General features: G+C 69.7%; 14 protein-coding genes. 1 reads left to right on the top strand and 13 read right to left on the bottom strand.

What is annotated here, in order from left to right:
• Positions 1-68 precede the first annotated feature (68 nt).
• The 8 genes from IH68_RS0105745 to IH68_RS0105780 all read right to left on the bottom strand — a co-directional run bounded on the left by IH68_RS0105745 (position 69) and on the right by IH68_RS0105780 (position 7643).
• Positions 69-683 carry a response regulator transcription factor gene (locus IH68_RS0105745; protein WP_030929322.1) on the bottom strand — a complete coding sequence of 205 codons (615 nt, stop codon included), beginning with the start codon at positions 681-683 and terminating at the stop codon, positions 69-71.
• Positions 680-1870, bottom strand: a complete 1191-nt coding sequence (locus tag IH68_RS0105750) for a sensor histidine kinase (RefSeq protein WP_037884625.1) — start codon at positions 1868-1870, stop codon at positions 680-682. The genes IH68_RS0105745 and IH68_RS0105750 overlap by 4 nt, the downstream gene beginning before the upstream one ends.
• 5 nt (positions 1871-1875) lie before the next feature.
• Positions 1876-2607 carry an ABC transporter permease gene (locus IH68_RS0105755; protein WP_030929326.1) on the bottom strand — a complete coding sequence of 244 codons (732 nt, stop codon included), beginning with the start codon at positions 2605-2607 and terminating at the stop codon, positions 1876-1878.
• A complete protein-coding gene (locus IH68_RS0105760; RefSeq protein ID WP_030929328.1) occupies positions 2604-3530 on the bottom strand; it encodes an ABC transporter ATP-binding protein in 927 nt (308 codons plus the stop codon). The genes IH68_RS0105755 and IH68_RS0105760 overlap by 4 nt, the downstream gene beginning before the upstream one ends.
• Positions 3531-3673: 143 nt before the next feature.
• On the bottom strand, positions 3674-5968 hold the full coding sequence (locus IH68_RS0105765) for a hypothetical protein (protein ID WP_030929331.1): 2295 nt from the start codon (positions 5966-5968) through the stop codon (positions 3674-3676).
• A gap of 154 nt (positions 5969-6122) precedes the next feature.
• Complete coding sequence (locus IH68_RS0105770; protein WP_030929333.1) at positions 6123-6533, bottom strand: DUF6113 family protein; 411 nt, start codon at positions 6531-6533, stop codon at positions 6123-6125.
• Entirely contained in the window at positions 6530-7402 is an 873-nt protein-coding gene (gene mshB / locus IH68_RS0105775; RefSeq protein ID WP_030929335.1) for an N-acetyl-1-D-myo-inositol-2-amino-2-deoxy-alpha-D-glucopyranoside deacetylase, read from the bottom strand. The genes IH68_RS0105770 and mshB overlap by 4 nt, the downstream gene beginning before the upstream one ends.
• A gap of 46 nt (positions 7403-7448) precedes the next feature.
• Positions 7449-7643 (bottom strand): hypothetical protein, encoded by a 195-nt coding sequence (locus tag IH68_RS0105780; protein ID WP_003992731.1) that lies wholly within the window; start codon positions 7641-7643, stop codon positions 7449-7451.
• A gap of 176 nt (positions 7644-7819) precedes the next feature.
• Here IH68_RS0105780 and IH68_RS0105785 point away from each other — a divergent pair, with 176 nt between their 5' ends.
• Positions 7820-9973, top strand: coding sequence for a S9 family peptidase (locus tag IH68_RS0105785; protein WP_030929337.1), 2154 nt, complete (start codon positions 7820-7822; stop codon positions 9971-9973).
• Positions 9974-10101: 128 nt separating this feature from the next.
• Here the strand turns inward: IH68_RS0105785 and IH68_RS0105790 are convergent, their stop codons facing one another.
• The 5 genes from IH68_RS0105790 to IH68_RS0105810 are packed head-to-tail and all read right to left on the bottom strand — an operon-like array spanning position 10102 to position 15662.
• Positions 10102-11157, bottom strand: a complete 1056-nt coding sequence (locus IH68_RS0105790) for an ABC transporter ATP-binding protein (protein WP_030929340.1) — start codon at positions 11155-11157, stop codon at positions 10102-10104.
• Complete coding sequence (locus IH68_RS0105795) at positions 11150-12124, bottom strand: ABC transporter ATP-binding protein (RefSeq protein ID WP_030929342.1); 975 nt, start codon at positions 12122-12124, stop codon at positions 11150-11152. The genes IH68_RS0105790 and IH68_RS0105795 overlap by 8 nt, the downstream gene beginning before the upstream one ends.
• Positions 12125-12133: 9 nt before the next feature.
• Entirely contained in the window at positions 12134-13111 is a 978-nt protein-coding gene (locus IH68_RS0105800; RefSeq protein ID WP_030929345.1) for an ABC transporter permease, read from the bottom strand.
• Positions 13104-14027: an ABC transporter permease gene (locus IH68_RS0105805; RefSeq protein ID WP_030929348.1), complete on the bottom strand. Its 924-nt coding sequence runs from the start codon at positions 14025-14027 to the stop codon at positions 13104-13106. The genes IH68_RS0105800 and IH68_RS0105805 overlap by 8 nt, the downstream gene beginning before the upstream one ends.
• 6 nt (positions 14028-14033) lie before the next feature.
• The gene (locus IH68_RS0105810) at positions 14034-15662 is read right to left on the bottom strand and encodes a peptide ABC transporter substrate-binding protein (RefSeq protein WP_030929351.1); all 1629 of its coding nucleotides are present in this window, start codon (positions 15660-15662) and stop codon (positions 14034-14036) included.
• Positions 15663-15878 lie beyond the last annotated feature (216 nt).

Below are 15878 nucleotides of genomic sequence, written 5' to 3' on the forward strand. Positions count from 1 at the left end.
CGCGCCCACGCGGCGGAGCCGCATATCGATACAGCCCCGCGCCCCTAAAAACCTAAAATCCAAAAGCCTTACAGCCAGCCCTTTTCTCGGGCTATCCGCACCGCTTCGGCTCTGTTTCGTACCGCCAGTTTTTGGATTGCCGTCGACAAGTAATTGCGGACCGTTCCCTGCGACAAATGCAGTGCTGCTGCCAGCTCCGCGTTCGTGGAGCCGTCGGCCGCCGCGCGGAGCACCTCGCGTTCGCGGTCCGTCAGGGGATTGGCGCCCTCTGCCAGGGCCGCTGCGGCGAGGGTGGGGTCGATGACGCGCTCCCCCGCCAGTACCTTGCGTACCGCTTCTGCGAGTTGGGCTGCGGGGGCGTCCTTGACCAGGAAGGCGTCGGCGCCTGCTTCCATGGCGCTGCGGAGGTAGCCGGGGCGGCCGAAGGTGGTGAGGACGACCAGTTTTACGCCGGGCAGGGCCTTGTGGACCTGGGCCGCCGCCTCGATGCCGGTGCAGCCCGGCATCTCGATGTCGAGGAGGGCCACGTCCACGGCGTGCTCACGGGCGGCCGCCAGCACCTCGTCGCCGCGGGCCACTTGGGCCACGACCTCGATGTCGTCCTCGAGGCCGAGGAGCGCGGCCAGCGCCTCGCGGACCATCGACTGGTCCTCGGCGAGGAGCACCTTGATCGTAGAGCTCATGCCCCGGATCCTACGGCCGACGGGGTGTCGACGGGGACGCGGGCGACCAGGCGGAAGCCCTTCTTGATGCGGCCGGCCTCCAGGGTGCCGCCGACCTTCTGCAGGCGTTCCGTCAGGCCCGTAAGTCCGTTGCCCGGGCCCTTGCCGGAGCCGCCCGAGCCATTGTCCTCCACGGCGAGTTCGAGGACCGCGCCGTCCAGGGTCTGGCGGCGCAGCACCTCCACCGTGCAGCGGGTGGCGCCGCTGTGCCGTACGACGTTGGTGACCGCCTCGCGCAGCGCCCAGGCGAGGGCCGACTCGCTCTCCTCCGGGACGCCGGTGAGGTCGGGCTCGCCGGGCACCTCGGCGGTGACGCCGGCCGCCTTCAACGCGACCTGCGCGCCCGCCAGTTCGTCGGGCAGGCGGGTGCGCCGGTAGCCGGAGACGGCCGCGCGGACGTCGACGAGGGCCTGTCGGCTGACCTGTTCGATGTCGGCGACCTGGGCGGCCGCCTTGTCGGGGTGGTCGGGGAGCATACGGCCTGCGAGTTCGCTCTTCAGCGTGATCAACGACAGCGAATGCCCCAGCAGGTCGTGCAGATCCCGGGCGAGACGCAACCGCTCCTCGTTCGCGGCCAGTTGGGCCACCGTCGCCCTGGCCTTGCGCAACTCGATCGTCGTGCGGACCAGTTGCTTGACCCCCATCATCGCGAAGCCCAGGAGCAGCACGACCAGGACCAGGCTCCAGTCGTCCTCGCCGACGCGCAGGCCGACCAGGACCATCGCCAGGGTGTTAGCCCCCACCGCCCAGTACGCGACCCGCTGCGGCAGAGTGGCGCCGCACGTGACGGAGACGTACACGAAGAGCCCGATCCACTGGTTGCCGAGGGTGAGGGACAGGACGACGGCGAGCGTGCCGAGCAGGGCGACCAGGGCGCCGACGGTCGGTCCGGAGAACGGCCGGCCCATGTTCCGGAAGACCAGGGTGAGGTAGAGGCCGGTGAAGGAGGCCAGGGCCACCCAGCCCGCCGCGGTCGCGGCGGTCGAGTGGTGGCCGGAGGTGAGGTCCTTCACCGGCGAACCAAGGAAGATCAGCCACGGCAGGATCCAGACGATCTTGCGTGCCGCCTCGGCCCGGTTGCGGGGCGGCTGGCCGACCCGGATCGCGTTCTCGGCCCGGAGTTCCGCGGGCAGCCCGTCGTCCGTCATCGTGCTCACGCCTTCAGCGTGTCCTTCCGGTACAGCCACGCCGCGCCGCCCGCGAAGATCAGGAAGAAGGCGACGAGGATGGCGATGTCCTGGGCATGGGGGGCCTGGCTCTGTTCGATGGCCCGTCCGAGGGCAGCGTACGCGTGCGTGGGCAGCCACTTGGCGATGTCCTGCAGCCACTGCGGGAAGGTCGAGGACGGCATCCACAGGCCGCCGAGGATCGACAGGCCGAAATACGTGATCATCGTGATCGGGCGGACCGCGTCCCCGGTGGCCAGGTAGCCGATGGCGACGCCGAGCGCGGCGAAGACCAGACTGCCGGCCCAGATCGCCCCGGTGAGCGCGAACCACTGCCAGGCGTCCAGCCGTACGTCCCGCACGGCCGCGGCGACCAGGAAGACGACCACGATGGACGGCAGGCTGACGACGGCGGCGCTGGCGGTCTTGGCGAGGACATAGCCGCGCCCGGGCAGCGTGGTCAGCCGCAGCTGCCGTACCCAGCCGCCCTCCCGCTCCTTGGCGATGCGCTCGCTGTTGCCCATGAGGACCGCGGTCAGGGCGCCGAAGGAGGCCATGGAGACCATGACGTACGAGGCGACGCTCAGACCGCTGCCGTCGACCTTCCCCGTCTGGTTGGAGACGAGCAGGAAGATGACCGACGGGTAGATCACCGAGAAGAAGAGGAACTTGCGGTTGCGCAGGGCGCGGGTGAGTTCGAGCTTGATGAGGCTGTTCATGAGTGCTTGGCCTCCTCGGCGGCGGTGATGGCGACGAAGGCCTGCTCCAGACCGAGCCCGGCGACTTCGAGGTTGCGGGGGTAGACGCCGAGACCGTAGAGGGCGTGCACGGTCGCGTCGGCGTCGGTGGACTGGATGCGGACGGTCTGGCCGGAGATGTCTATTGCCGTCAGGAAGGGGAGGCCGCGCAGAGGAGCCTCGTCGATGGCGCCTTCGAGGTCGAACGACACCCTCCGTGCCCCTGCCTTCGCCTTGATCTCGGCCGCCGTGCCGTCCGCCAGCAGCCGGCCGCGGTGCAGGACCAGCACCCGGTCGGCGATGGCGTCCGCCTCCTCCAGGTAGTGCGTGGCGAACAGGACCGTCCGGCCCTGGTCGGCCTGCTCGCGCATGGTGGCCCAGAAGGCCTGGCGGGCGGAGACGTCCATGCCGGTGGTCGGCTCGTCGAGGACGATCAGATCGCTGTCGCCCGCGGTGGCGAGGGCGAAGCGGACGCGCTGTGCCTGGCCGCCGGAGAGCTTGTTGACCTTGCGGTCGGCGATCTGGGAGATGCCGGCGCGGGCGAGCACGTCCTTCGCCTGGTACGGCTTGGGGTGCAGGTCGCAGGCGAGCTTCACCAGCTCGGCGACCGTGACCTCGTCCATCAGCCCGCCGCTCTGCAGCATGGCGCCCACGCGCCCGGCGACGATGGCCTCGCGCGGGCTGGTGCCGAAGACGCGGACCGTGCCGCTGTCGGCGTTCTTGAGGCCGAGCAGCAGGTCGAGGGTGGTCGACTTGCCCGCCCCGTTCGGCCCCAGCAGGGCCACGGTCTCCCCCGGGTGCAGGGCGAGGGTCAGCCCGTCGACGGCCCGTACGGACCCGTACGTCTTGCTCACCTGGTCGAAGCCGACCACCGGGGCGGCGGTCGCTGTCGCTGTCGTCGTCATGGGATCCATCGTGGCCGCCCAGGCCCTGGTCACGGCAGTGTCGGCGGTCCTGACTGCCGGATGACAGATGTCATACGGCAGGCCGTGACATACGGCGAAGGGGGCACCCGGCGCCTGCCGGGTGCCCCCTTCCGGGCCTGACGTCAGCTGGGTTTCGTCTGGATGATCCCCACCCGGTCGGTCTTGCTCAGCAGGGCCTGGCGCAGGGCGACGTAGACGTCCTGCGGGGTGACCGCCGTCTTCTTGCCGGTGCCCCGGGTGATCAGGACGCTGTCGAACTGGCCGCCGTAGAGCTGCTTGAGCGCGGCGAGGTCCGGCTTGTCGACGAGCTTGCCGCCCACGGGCGCGACCCTGAGGAACTTCCACAGGGATTTCTGCGGGCTCATCTGCAGCGAGATGCCCGTGTCCGTCTTGACCGTGACGAGCCCCGACATCGCGGGCTCGGCGAAGGCCTTCATCTCCCGGTCGACCTCGGCGTTCGTGATCGTCGGCTGCTGGGTCGTGGTCACGACCGCGACCGGGTCGGTGGAGTTGGTCTCCACCTGACTGCGGTACGCCTCCTCGACCGCCTGGGCCGACTTTGCGGCGGCGATGCCCTTGCCCGCCTTGCCGTAGACGGCGACGGCCTTGCCGGACTTGAACTCGATCGTGCCCTCGGTCATCGAGCCGGAGCCGCCCGCCGTGGACCTCAGGGCGGCCGCCAGCTTCTCCTCGTCGACGGGCATGACCGGGTCGACGACCCGGTGGTTGCCGAAGAGGGAGCCGATGACGGAGATCGGGTTGTAGTCGGCCTGCGCGGCCGCCGCGACCGTGGCCTGCTCGTCGAACTGCAGGCCCGCCTGGTCCGGCTTCAGCTCGACCGTCTTGCCGCCGACGGACAGCTTCAGCGGCTTGTTCACACGGTCGCCGAAGGACGCGTCGAGCTTCTTGACGGCCTCGTCGCGGGTGCCGCCGCCGATGTCGACGCCGAGCACGGTGGTGCCCTTGGGCACGTCGGAGTGGTTCATGAGCAGTCCGGCGCCGTAGGCGAGACCGCCGACGATGACCACGCCGGTGCCGAGCAGCACCAGCTTGTTGCGCCCCTTCTTCTTTTTCTTGGGCGCGGCGGCTGCCGAGGTGTTCTGGCCGGCCGGCTCGGGCAGCTTCGGCGGCGTGTGCGGCAGCGGGCCGTCGGTGTGGGAGCCGGGGCCGAACGGTGAGTTCGCGCCGGGCGACCCGACCGGGACGCCGCTGGTGACGGTGTGTCCGGAGATGTTGTCGGGCGCCGGGAAGCCCTGCTGGCCCGGCTCGGGGGCCGGCTTCTGCGGGGTGAGGATCGCGGTGTCGTCGCTGAGGCCGCCACCGGGGCCGAGGCCCGCGCCGTGCGTACCGCCGATGGTGCCGGGGCCGCCGGGGCCGCCGGGGCCGCCGATGCCCGCGGGTCCGCCGAGGCCGGCAGGTGCGCCGGGGCCGCCACGTCCCTTGGGCCCGGCCGGTCCCGGGGGTCCGGTCGGCCCAGCGCCGAAGGGCGAGGTCACGAGGCCGTCACCGGTGACCGGACCGACGGTCGGGCCCGTGGGGCCCTGGCCGCCGCGGCCGTTCGGCCCGCTGAAGTCGCTCGCGCCGCCTGGGCCGCCGTAACCGCCCTGGCCGTTCTGCCCGGCCTGGGTGTTGCGCTCGCCGTCCGAGAAATACGGGAGCTCGTCACGGCGGGGCTCGCTGCCACCGCTGCCGGGGCGCGCGCCGTTGCCGAGCGGTCCCGCGGCCAGCGCCTCGGTGACGTCGAAGGAACCGGTGCCGCCGCCGTGCCCGGGGGCCACGGGCCCGCCGGTCGCTCCGGGGAGCCCGGCGCCGTTCGTCCCGCCGGGGCGGGGGCCGCCGCCGGGCCGGGAGCCACCCGGCACGCTCATGGAGCCGACCACGCCCCCGGGGCGTCCGGTGCCCGGACGGGAGCCGCCGGAAGGGGCGCCCCCGCCGAAGGGCCCGGCACCCGGGGCGGCCGGCGCACCCGCGCCCGAACCGCCCGGCAGCCCGGCCCCGTTGGTGGAGCCGCCGCCCTGACCGCCCTTGGCGGGCGCCGACTTGCGGGGCGCGAACCACCCGCTCGTCTTGTCCTCGGCGGGCTGAGCGGGCTCGGCCGGGGGCTCGACGGTGCTCATGGCCTGGGTGGCACCCGGCGCCGGAGCCTCGGTCTCCCCGGTGTCGTCGTAGCCCTCGGCGTCCGCGACGGGCGTACGCACGACGACCGGCGGAATGGGCCGCGACCCTGGGATGTTGATCCGGATCCGGGTCGTCAGTGTGGTCTCGGTCTTGCGGTCCTCCGGCTGCGCGGCCGAACGGCCCGCATCCGTACCGGCGTCGGAAGCCGTGGGTGTCCCGTACGGCGGCGTGCCCGACGGGTATGCGGCTCCGCCGCGCCCGTTGGGCCCGGAGGACGGAGTGTCAGTTTCACGACTCAAGGCAGGTTCTCCCGGTTGGCTCCGCCGCCCGACACAACCTCACGGGCGGCTCGGCGGCGCGCACCACCATACTGGCCACTTCTGGCGCGTATCCCATGACCGCCGGGGAAACCCACACGGGACTCCCACGCGCGGTTAATGGCGAAGTGGTACGTCACTTGCCAAGTCGGACGTCACGGCCACCTGGTTGCCGCCCCTGTCCAAGGGTGGCGCAGATCACAGCGACGGCCATCCCTCCGAGGAGGAAGAGATAGGAGCCGCCTCCTGCGCCGAAGAGGAAGTCTCCTTCGGGTCTGCTGGCGGTGAGCAGGATGACGGAGATCATCCATCCGGCGGCAGGTGCGATCGCCCCGCCGCGGCTGCCCGTGGCCCGTCCGCCGCCGAGGCAGAGCCCGGCCTCGCCCGCGAGCGCGAGCAGCAGCCCGCCGGGGAACCAGCCGGCCTGCACCAGCGAACCGGCCGCGCCGACGACCGCGCCGAGCACGAAGAGGCCCACGTACAGGAGCGTCCGTCCGGCGGAGGGCCGCTGCAGTGGCTGGGCGAGCAGGGAACCGCGCTCCGTCATGACGCCTCCTCGACAGCGGCGAGCTCGATCCCGGCGAAGAGATCGGTCTCTCTCTGCTCTCCGCCTGCCCCGCGCACCAATTCGTAGTACTCGGTGGTGAAGAGGGGTTGTGCCTGTTCGTTGGAGAGCGCGAAGTACGGCTGAGCGACCTCGATCTGGGTGGCGTGTGCGCGCATCGCGGCGGCCTTGGCGGCGGCGTGCGCTGTGCCGTCGATCTCGGCGGTGATCCGGTCGTCGGGCACGACACCCGGTACGTCGTCGATCGCGGCGGCCTTGGAGAAGGGCAGACCGGGCAAGTCGTCCGCAAGTCGGGCGAAGGCACCCTCGGCCACGGACCGCGGCACGCGGTTCCAGTAGATCTTGGGGATCTCCCACCCCGCCCCCGCGGCCAGTTCGGCGGCGCGCATGGCGACGCGGTGGGCCTGGATGTGGTCGGGGTGGCCGTATCCGCCGTTGTCGTCATACGTGACGAGGACCTGGGGGCGTACCTCCAGGATCACCTCGACGAGGTGGGTGGCCGCCTCGTCGACGTCCGCCTGCCAGAAGCAGGCCGGGTCCTCGTTGTCGGCCAGGCCCATCATCCCGGAGTCGCGGTAGCGGCCCGGGCCGCCGAGCTGACGGAAGTCCTCGACGCCGAGCTCACCCATGGCGGCCGTGAGCTCCTGCAGCCGGTACTCGCCGAGGGCGGTGCCGGTGAGGTGCTGCAGCTGAGGCGGAATGACCTCGCCGAGCTCGCCCAGGGTGCAGGTGACCAGCGTCACGCGGGCACCCCCGGACGCGTACGCGGCCATGGTCGCGCCGTTGTTGATCGACTCGTCGTCCGGGTGCGCATGCACCAGCAGCAGACGCCGGGAGGGCTGTTCCGTCATGGAGCCACCCTACGAGGCGGCACCGACAGTGCAGTGCAGCCCGGGGTCAGAACTTGATGCTGCCGATCATCCCCGCGATGTTCGTCGTCAGCTCGCTGATGGTGGGAGCGACGGTCGAGGAGGCCAGATAGAACCCGAGCAGCATGCAGACGATCGCATGCCCCGCCTTCAGTCCTGACTTCTTGATCAGAAGGAAGACGATGATCGCCAGCAGCACCACCGCCGAAATCGAGAGTGCCACGGCGGCTCACCTCCAAAGGTCCCAAGAGCGCGGGGGTCGGACTTAGGGGCCGGACAAAACCACACAACAACCAGCAGGTTGATACCCACTATGCGCTAGTGATCATAACTATCCGACCGCGCGCATCGATCGGCGCACGGCCGCACAAGGGGGCGCATGGCCAATATGGTCAGGGCATGACGACGACGTCCGACTCCTTCCCCCGCAGGCACGCCCGCACCCAGCGGTTCACCCTGGGCGCGCCGCGCGCCTTCACCGTGGCGCCCGACGGCTCCCGTGTCGTGTTCCTGCGCTCCACCTCCGGTACGGACAGGGCGAGTTCCCTGTGGGTTCTCGACGTACGGGACAGCGGGGAGCGCGTGGCCGCGGACCCGCGCGCCCTGCTCGGCGGCGGCTCGGAGGAGCTCCCGCCCGAGGAGCGGGCGCGCCGCGAACGCAGCCGCGAGGGCGGCGCCGGCATCGTCGGCTACGCCACCGACGCAGCCGTGGAGTTGGTGTCTTTCGCCTTGTCAGGGCGGCTTTTCACGGCGGAACTACGGGCCGGTACGGCACGTGAACTCCCCACCCCCGGACCGGTGATCGACCCCCGCCCCTCCCCCGACGGCCGGCACGTCGCCTACGTCGCGCAGGGTGCGCTGCGGGTCGTCGGCGCCGAGGGCAAGGACGAACGGGCCCTTGCAGAGCCGGAGTCGGCGAACGTCACCTATGGCCTGGCCGAGTTCATCGCAGCCGAGGAAATGCAACGCCTGCGTGGCTTCTGGTGGTCCCCGGACTCGGACCGGCTGCTGGTCGCGCGCGTGGACGACACGCCGGTACGGCGCTGGTGGATCTCCGACCCGGCCCAGCCGGAACGTGAGCCACAGCACGTCGCCTATCCGGCGGCGGGCACGGACAACGCGGACGTACGGCTGTTCGTGATCGGTCTGGACGGGGCGCGCACGGAGGTCGTCTGGGACCGGGTGCGCTATCCGTACCTGGCGCATGTGCACTGGTCAGAAGCGGGCACACCCCTGCTTCTCGTACAAGCGCGCGACCAGCGCAGCCAGTTGTTCCTGGCCGTGACCCCTCAGACGGGCGCGACCCGGCTGGTGCACGCGGACGAAGATCAGGTTTGGCTTGATCTTTTCCCCGGGGTGCCCTGCTGGAGCCCGTCCGGGCAGCTCGTGCGCATCGTCGACGAGGGCGGCGCGCGGGTCCTGGCGGTGGGTGAACGCCCGCTGACAGGACCGCAGTTGCATGTGCGGGCGGTGCTGGACGTCTCGGACGACAACGTGCTGATCGCTGCGTCGGCCGGAGAGGAGGCCGAGGCCCCCGAGACCGGCGAGGTGCATGTCTACCGCGTCAACGAACTCGGTCTGGAACGTGTGTCGCAGGAGCCCGGCGTGCACTCGGCGGTGCGCTCCGGGGGCGTGACCGTGCTGGTGTCCGCCGCACTGGACCGGCCGGGCGCCCGCGTACGGGTACTTCGCGACGGCGACCGAAGGGAGATGGGGGTCCCCCCGGCCGGAGGCTGGGGGAATGCCGCGACCATCGCCTCGCATGCGGAAGACCCCGGTATGACACCCCGCGTGACCCTCACCGAGGGGGGCGCACGGCGCATCCCGTGCGCCGTGCTGCTTCCTCGCGATCACGACGGCGAGACCCCGCTCCCGGTCCTCATGGATCCCTACGGCGGTCCGCACGGCCAGCGGGTGGTCGCCGCGCACAATCCGCATCTGACCTCGCAGTGGTTCGCCGACCAGGGGTTCGCGGTCGTGGTCGCCGACGGCCGCGGCACCCCGGGCCGCTCCCCGGCCTGGGAGAAGGCCGTCCGCGACGACCTCGCGGGGGCCACGGTCGAGGACCAGGTGGACGCGCTCCAGGCGCTCGCCGCCCGCTTCCCCCTGGACCTGACCCGGGTCGGCATCCGCGGCTGGTCCTTCGGCGGTTACCTGGCGGCGCTCGCGGTGCTGCGCCGCCCGGACGTCTTCCACGCGGCCGTGGTGGGCGCCCCGGTCACCGATCTGCGGCTGTACGACACCCACTACCAGGAGCGCTACCTCGGCCACCCGGACGAGCAGCCGGAGGTCTACCGCCGCAACTCGCTCATCGACGACGCGGGCCTGGTCGACGCGGCCGAGCCGCACCGTCCGATGATGATCATCCATGGCTTCGCCGACGACAACGTGGTGGTCGCCCACTCCCTGCGGCTGTCCTCGGCCCTGCTGGCCGCCGGCCGTCCGCACGAGGTGCTGCCGCTGTCCGGCGTCACGCACATGACCCCGCAGGAGTCGGTCGCCGAGAACCTGCTGCGGCTCCAACTCGACTTCCTGAAGCGGTCGCTGGGGTAGGCCCGGGCACGGCAACGGGCCGGGGCTACATGGCGAGCCCCGGCCCGTTTACGGCACCCGCACGGCCGTACGCTCTAGAGACTGACGCGTCCGTATATCGGAACCGGGTCGGCCAAGTTGCCTGCGTGTTACTCCTCGGGCGGCGCGATGCCCGGCGCGGAGCGCCCATTTTTCAGCGTCTCCTCCGCGAAGTGGCAGGCCGAGTCATGGGCGGCCGGACCGCTCACATGCCGGAACTCGGCCGGCACCGCCAGCAGCGGCACCTCCAGCGCGCACCGCTCCTGCGCCTTCCAGCACCGGGTGCGGAAGCGGCACCCCGAGGGAATGTTCGTCGGTGACGGCACATCTCCCGAGAGGATGATCCGCTCCCGGCGCTCCCTCGCCACCGGGTCGGGCACGGGGACGGCGGACAGCAGCGCCTGTGTGTAGGGATGTGTCGGATGGTCGTAGATCTCGGCGTCCTTGCCGGTCTCCACGATCCGCCCGAGGTACATCACTCCGACCCGGTCCGAGATGTGCCGGACGATCGACAGGTCGTGCGCGATGAAGACGTACGACAGCTCGAACTCGCTCTGCAGCCGGTCCATCAGGTTGATCACCTGGGCCTGCACGGACACGTCCAGCGCGGAGACCGGCTCGTCGGCGACGATGATCTCGGGGCGCAGCGCCAGCCCCCGTGCGATGCCGATGCGTTGGCGCTGGCCGCCGGAGAACTGGTGCGGATAGCGGTTGATGTACTCGGGGTTGAGCCCGACCACGTCCAGCAGCTCCTGGACCTTCCCCCGCCGGTCGCCCTTGGGTGCCACCTCGGGATGGATCTCGTACGGCTCCCCGATGATGTCGCCCACGGTCATCCGGGGGTTGAGGGAGGTGTACGGGTCCTGGAAGACCATCTGGATGTTGCGCCGCACGGCTCGCAGGGCCTTGCCGGACAGCTTGCCGATGTCCTCGCCCTTGTAGCGGATCTCCCCTGCCGTCGGCTTCTCCAGGTTGACCAGCATCTTGGCGACCGTCGACTTGCCGCAGCCGGACTCCCCGACGATGCCGAGGGTTTCACCTCGGGCGAGTTCGAAGTCCACGCCGTCGATGGCCTTGACCGAGCCGACCTGTTTCTTGAAGAGAATCCCCTGAGTGAGGGGATAGTGCTTGAAGAGCCCTCTGACCTGCAGAATCGACTCAGCCATTCATGCACTCCCTCCAGAAGTGGCAGGCGCTGCGCCGGTCTTCGTCGACTTCGTACAACGGCGGTACGTCGGTCCGGCACACGTCCTGGGCCATCGGGCAGCGGGGGTGGAAGGCGCAGCCCGGCGGGATGTGCATGAGGTTCGGCGGCAGGCCCTGGATGGCGTAGAGCTCCTGGCCCTTCTGGTCGAGCCGCGGGATCGACTCCAGCAGACCCTTGGTGTACGGGTGGGCGGGCACCTTGTAGATGTCGTGCACCGGGGCCGACTCGACGATCCGGCCCGCGTACATCACGGCGATCCTGTCGGCGACGTCGGCGACCACGCCCAGGTCATGGGTGATCAGGATGAGCCCCATGTTGTACTCGCGCTGCAACTCGGCGAGCAGGTCCATCACCTGGGCCTGGACGGTGACGTCCAGCGCCGTCGTCGGTTCGTCGGCGATGATCAGCGCCGGCTCCAGTGCCAGCGCCATCGCGATCATGATGCGCTGGCGCATGCCTCCGGAGAACTGGTGGGGATAGTCCTTGACCCGCTCCTTGGCGGCCGGGATCCGCACCCGCTCCATCAGCTCCACGGCCTTCGCCCGCGCGTCCTTCCGCGACATCCCCCGGTGCACGACGAACATCTCACCGAGCTGGTCGCCCACGGACAGCACGGGGTTCAGGGAGGACAGCGCGTCCTGGAAGATCATGGCCATCTCGGCGCCGCGGACCTTCCTGCGCTCCTCCTCCTTCAGCTTCAGCAGGTCCCTGCCCTGGAAGAGGATCTCGCCGCCCGTGATCCTCCCGGGCGGCATGTCGAGAATGCCCATGACCGCCTGTGCGGTGACGGACTTGCCCGACCCGGACTCGCCGAGCACGGCGAGGGTCTCCCCGGCGTCCACGCCGTAGTCGACCCCGTTGACGGCCTTGGCGACCCCGTCCCGGGTCCGGAACTCCACGTGCAGGTCCCGCACTTCGAGCAGCATGACGGCGGCTCACCTCAGCTTCGGGTCGAGGGCGTCGCGCACCGCGTCGCCGAGCATGATGAACGCCAGCACGGTGACCGCCAGCGCGCCGGCCGGCCACAGGAGCATGTGGGGGGCGTTGCGGATGTACGGGGAGGCCGCCGAGATGTCGATGCCCCAGCTGACCGTGGGCGGCTTCAGACCGACGCCGAGGTACGACAGGGTCGCCTCCAGCGCGATGTACGTGCCGAGCGCGATGGTCGACACGACGATCACCGGGGCGACCGCGTTCGGCGTGATGTGCCGCAGCAGGATGCGGGAGTCGGAGGCACCGAGCGCGCGGGCGGCCTGCACGTAGTCGTTCTGTTTGGCGGTGATGACCGAGCCGCGGGCGATGCGGTAGACCTGCGTCCAGCCGAGCAGCACGATGAACCCGATGACCGGCCAGATCGTGTTGCTGGTCACCACGGACAGCAGGACGAGACCGCCGAGCACGACCGGGATCGCGAAGAAGATGTCGGTGATCCGGGACATCAGCGAGTCCCAGCCCCCGCCGAAGTACCCGGCGAGTCCGCCGAGGACCGAGCCGAGGAGCGCAACGCCGAGCGTGGCCAGGACGCCGACGCTGATGGAGATGCGGGTCCCGTACACCGTGCGCGTGTAAACGTCGCAGCCCTGGCCGTCGTAGCCGAAGGGGTGGCCGGGCTGGGAGCCCTCCTGGGCCTTGGCGAGGTCGCACTTGAGGGGGTTGCCGGAGGCGATCAGGGACGGCCACAGGGAGATCACGACCAGGAACAGGATCACCAGCGCCGAGACGATGAAGACGGGGTTGCGGCGCAGGTCGCGCCAGGCGTCCGACCACAGGGAGCGCGGCCTGCCCGCCGGGCCGGTGCCGCCCGGGCCGCGGGGGGTCCCCTCCAGCGTCTCCCCCTCGCTCACGGCGAGGTCCATCGCACCGCCCATGCCCGTGGAGGAGATGGCGCCCTCGGACTCGTACTGCTCAGGCATAGCGGATCCTCGGGTCGAGTACGGCGTACAGCAGGTCGACCAGCAGGTTGGCCACCAGGAAGACGAGGACGAGTACGGTCACGAAGCCGACGACGGTCTGGGTGTTCTGGCGCAGGATGCCCTGGTAGAGCTGGTAGCCGACGCCGTGGATGTTGAAGATCCGCTCGGTGACGATCGCGCCGCCCATCAGCGCGCCGATGTCCGTGCCGATGAAGGTGACCACCGGGATCAGCGAGTTGCGCAGCAGGTGGCGGATGACGACCCGCTGCCGGGGCAGGCCCTTGGCGATGGCGGTGCGGACGTAGTCGGAGCGCCGGTTCTCCGCGATGGAGGTACGGGTCAGCCGGGTGACGTAGGCGAGGGAGACGGACGCGAGGACCAGGCCCGGAACGATCAGTTCGCTGAAGGTGGCGTCGGTGGAGACCGACGGTTTGATCCAGCCCCACTCGACACCGAGGAGGAGCTGGAGCAGCAGACCGGTCACGAAGGTGGGCACGGAGATGACGACGAGGGTGCCCAGGAGGACCGAGGTGTCGACCGGTCGGCCGCGCCGCAGGCCGGTGACGACACCCAGCGTGATGCCGATGACGATCTCGAAGAGGATCGCCACGATGGTGAGTCGGATAGTGACCGGGAACGCCGTCGACATCAGCTCGGTGACCTTCTGGCCGTTGAACGCCGTACCGAAGTCGCCGGTGAAGACGTTCCCCATGTAGGTCAGGTATTGCTGCCACACCGGCTTGTCGAGGCCGAACTCCTTCTTCAGCTGGGCGGCCGTGGCCGGGTCGCACTGCCGCTCGCCGCACAGTCCCGCGATGGGGTCGCCCATCACGTTCACCATCAGGAAGATCAGCAGCGTGGCCCCGATGAACACCGGGATCATCTGGAGCAGACGCCGGACCACGTACCTGCCCATGCGCGGTCAGCCGACCTTGATCTCGTTGTAGACCGGGACGCTGAACGGGTTCAGCGCGACGTTCGACAGCCGGTCGGACCAGCCTGCACTGCCGTTCTGGTACCAGAGCGGGATGGCCGCCATGTTGTCGCGGACGACCTTCTCGGCGTCCTGGAAGAGCGAGATCGCCTTGGTTGTGTCGGTCTCGGCATTGGCCTGGTTGACGAGCTTGTCGAAGTCCTTGTTGGACCAGTGGCCGTCGTTGGACGAGGCGTTGGTGTAGTAGAGCGGCTGCAGGAAGTCCTGGATGAGCGGGTAGTCCATCTGCCAACCGGCCCGGAACGGACCGGACATCTTCTTCTGCGTGATCCGGTTGCGGAAGTCGGCGAAGGTGCCGACCGGGTTGCCGACGCAGGCCTTGTCGTTGCCGAGCGCATTGTTGATGGAGTTGCAGACGGCGTCCACCCACTCCTTGTGGGAGCCGGTGTCCGCGTTGTACGTGATCTTGACCTGGCCGCCGGGCAGCCCGCCGCCTTCCTTGACCAGCTTCTTCGCCTCGCTGGGGTTGTACTCGCAACTGCTCCCGCACAGGCCGTCCTGGAAACCGCCCTTCGTGCCGAGGACCGGGGAGGTCCAGTCGGTGGCCGGGGTGCGGGTCTTCTGGAAGATCGTGTCGGTGATCTGCTTGCGGTTGATCGCCATGGACAGGCCCTTGCGGACCTTCTCCGAGCCGCTCTTGTTCCAGTTGGGGTCGTAGAAGGGGAAGGCGAGCGTCTGGATGATGCCGGCGGGGGTGTTCAGATACCGGTCACCGAGGTCGGCCTTCACGTTCTTGAGCTGCGCGGCCGGGACGTCGTCGACCAGGTCGAGGTTGCCGGCCAGCAGGTCGGTGTAGGCGGTGTTGTTGTCGGTGTAGACCTTGAGGTCCACGCCGCCGTTCTGCGCCTTGTCAGTCCCGGGGTACGCGTCCCACTTCCTGAGGGACATCTTCGAGCCCTTGGTGTACGACTCCACCGTGTACGGCCCGTTGCCGACCGGCTTCTTGATCCACGTGGCGTGGTCGGAGAAGAAGGCCCCCGGCAGCGGATAGAAGGCCGAGTAGCCGAGGGTGTCCGGGAACGTCGAGAACTTCTGGGTGAGCTTGATGGTGAAGGTCCTGGGGCCGGTGACCTTGAGGCCGGAGAGCGTGTCGGCGGTCTGCGCGCCGGCTTCCGGGTGGACCTTGTCGTAGCCGTCGATGTACCCGAAGAAGATCGCGTTCTTCTGGTTGTTCTTGAGGCTGGCACCGTAGTTCCAGGCGTCCACGAAGGACTTGGCGGTGACGGCCTCGCCGTTGCTGAACTTCCAGCCGCTCTTGACGGTGACGGTGAAGTTCTGCGAGTCCGTGGTGTCGATCTTCTCGGCGAGCATGTTCTTGGCGGCGCCGGTCTTCGGGTCGTATTTCTTCAGCCCCCGGAAGATCATGTCGAGGACCTTGCCGCCCTGCACCTCATTGGTGTTGGCCGGCTCCAGCGGGTTCTGCGGGTCTCCCCAGGAGGAGCTGAGTACCGCACTGCTGTCACCGCCGCCGCTGCCGCTGCTGCCGCCGCAGGCCGTCGCGGCAAGTGCGAGTGCCGCCGCGCCTGCGGCCCATGTGGCGTGCGTGGCTCCACGCATGGGGTGCCTCCTCGGGAATACCAACCGTTACCGGTCAATATCCGAGCAAATGACACACAGTGCACATTCGGTGCACCCATCTGCAGGACGGATAGCCCGAAGGAGGGATCCAAGACGCCAGAACGCGCGCACAGGTTCCGCGCTTGATGGGAATTTGAGAATTCCCATCCCGCGTGACCCACATCACATTATGCGATGCAGAGATCAAGCCAAATC

The sequence above is a fragment of the Streptomyces sp. NRRL S-646 genome, assembly GCF_000720765.1.
In the GTDB taxonomy this organism is placed as follows: domain Bacteria; phylum Actinomycetota; class Actinomycetes; order Streptomycetales; family Streptomycetaceae; genus Streptomyces.

Excerpts from the sequence above, each read along its gene's own strand:
- IH68_RS0105760 (WP_030929328.1), bottom strand. The coding sequence starts at position 3,530 with ATGACGACGACAGCGACAGCGACCGCCGCCCCGGTGGTCGGCTTCGAC.
- IH68_RS0105790 (WP_030929340.1), bottom strand. The coding sequence starts at position 11,157 with ATGGCTGAGTCGATTCTGCAGGTCAGAGGGCTCTTCAAGCACTATCCC.
- IH68_RS0105795 (WP_030929342.1), bottom strand. The coding sequence starts at position 12,124 with ATGCTGCTCGAAGTGCGGGACCTGCACGTGGAGTTCCGGACCCGGGAC.
- IH68_RS0105745 (WP_030929322.1), bottom strand. The coding sequence starts at position 683 with ATGAGCTCTACGATCAAGGTGCTCCTCGCCGAGGACCAGTCGATGGTC.
- IH68_RS0105770 (WP_030929333.1), bottom strand. The coding sequence starts at position 6,533 with ATGACGGAGCGCGGTTCCCTGCTCGCCCAGCCACTGCAGCGGCCCTCC.
- IH68_RS0105800 (WP_030929345.1), bottom strand. The coding sequence starts at position 13,111 with ATGCCTGAGCAGTACGAGTCCGAGGGCGCCATCTCCTCCACGGGCATG.
- IH68_RS0105750 (WP_037884625.1), bottom strand. The coding sequence starts at position 1,870 with ATGACGGACGACGGGCTGCCCGCGGAACTCCGGGCCGAGAACGCGATC.
- IH68_RS0105805 (WP_030929348.1), bottom strand. The coding sequence starts at position 14,027 with ATGGGCAGGTACGTGGTCCGGCGTCTGCTCCAGATGATCCCGGTGTTC.
- mshB (WP_030929335.1), bottom strand. The coding sequence starts at position 7,402 with ATGACGGAACAGCCCTCCCGGCGTCTGCTGCTGGTGCATGCGCACCCG.
- IH68_RS0105810 (WP_030929351.1), bottom strand. The coding sequence starts at position 15,662 with ATGCGTGGAGCCACGCACGCCACATGGGCCGCAGGCGCGGCGGCACTC.
- IH68_RS0105755 (WP_030929326.1), bottom strand. The coding sequence starts at position 2,607 with ATGAACAGCCTCATCAAGCTCGAACTCACCCGCGCCCTGCGCAACCGC.
- IH68_RS0105785 (WP_030929337.1), top strand. The coding sequence starts at position 7,820 with ATGACGACGACGTCCGACTCCTTCCCCCGCAGGCACGCCCGCACCCAG.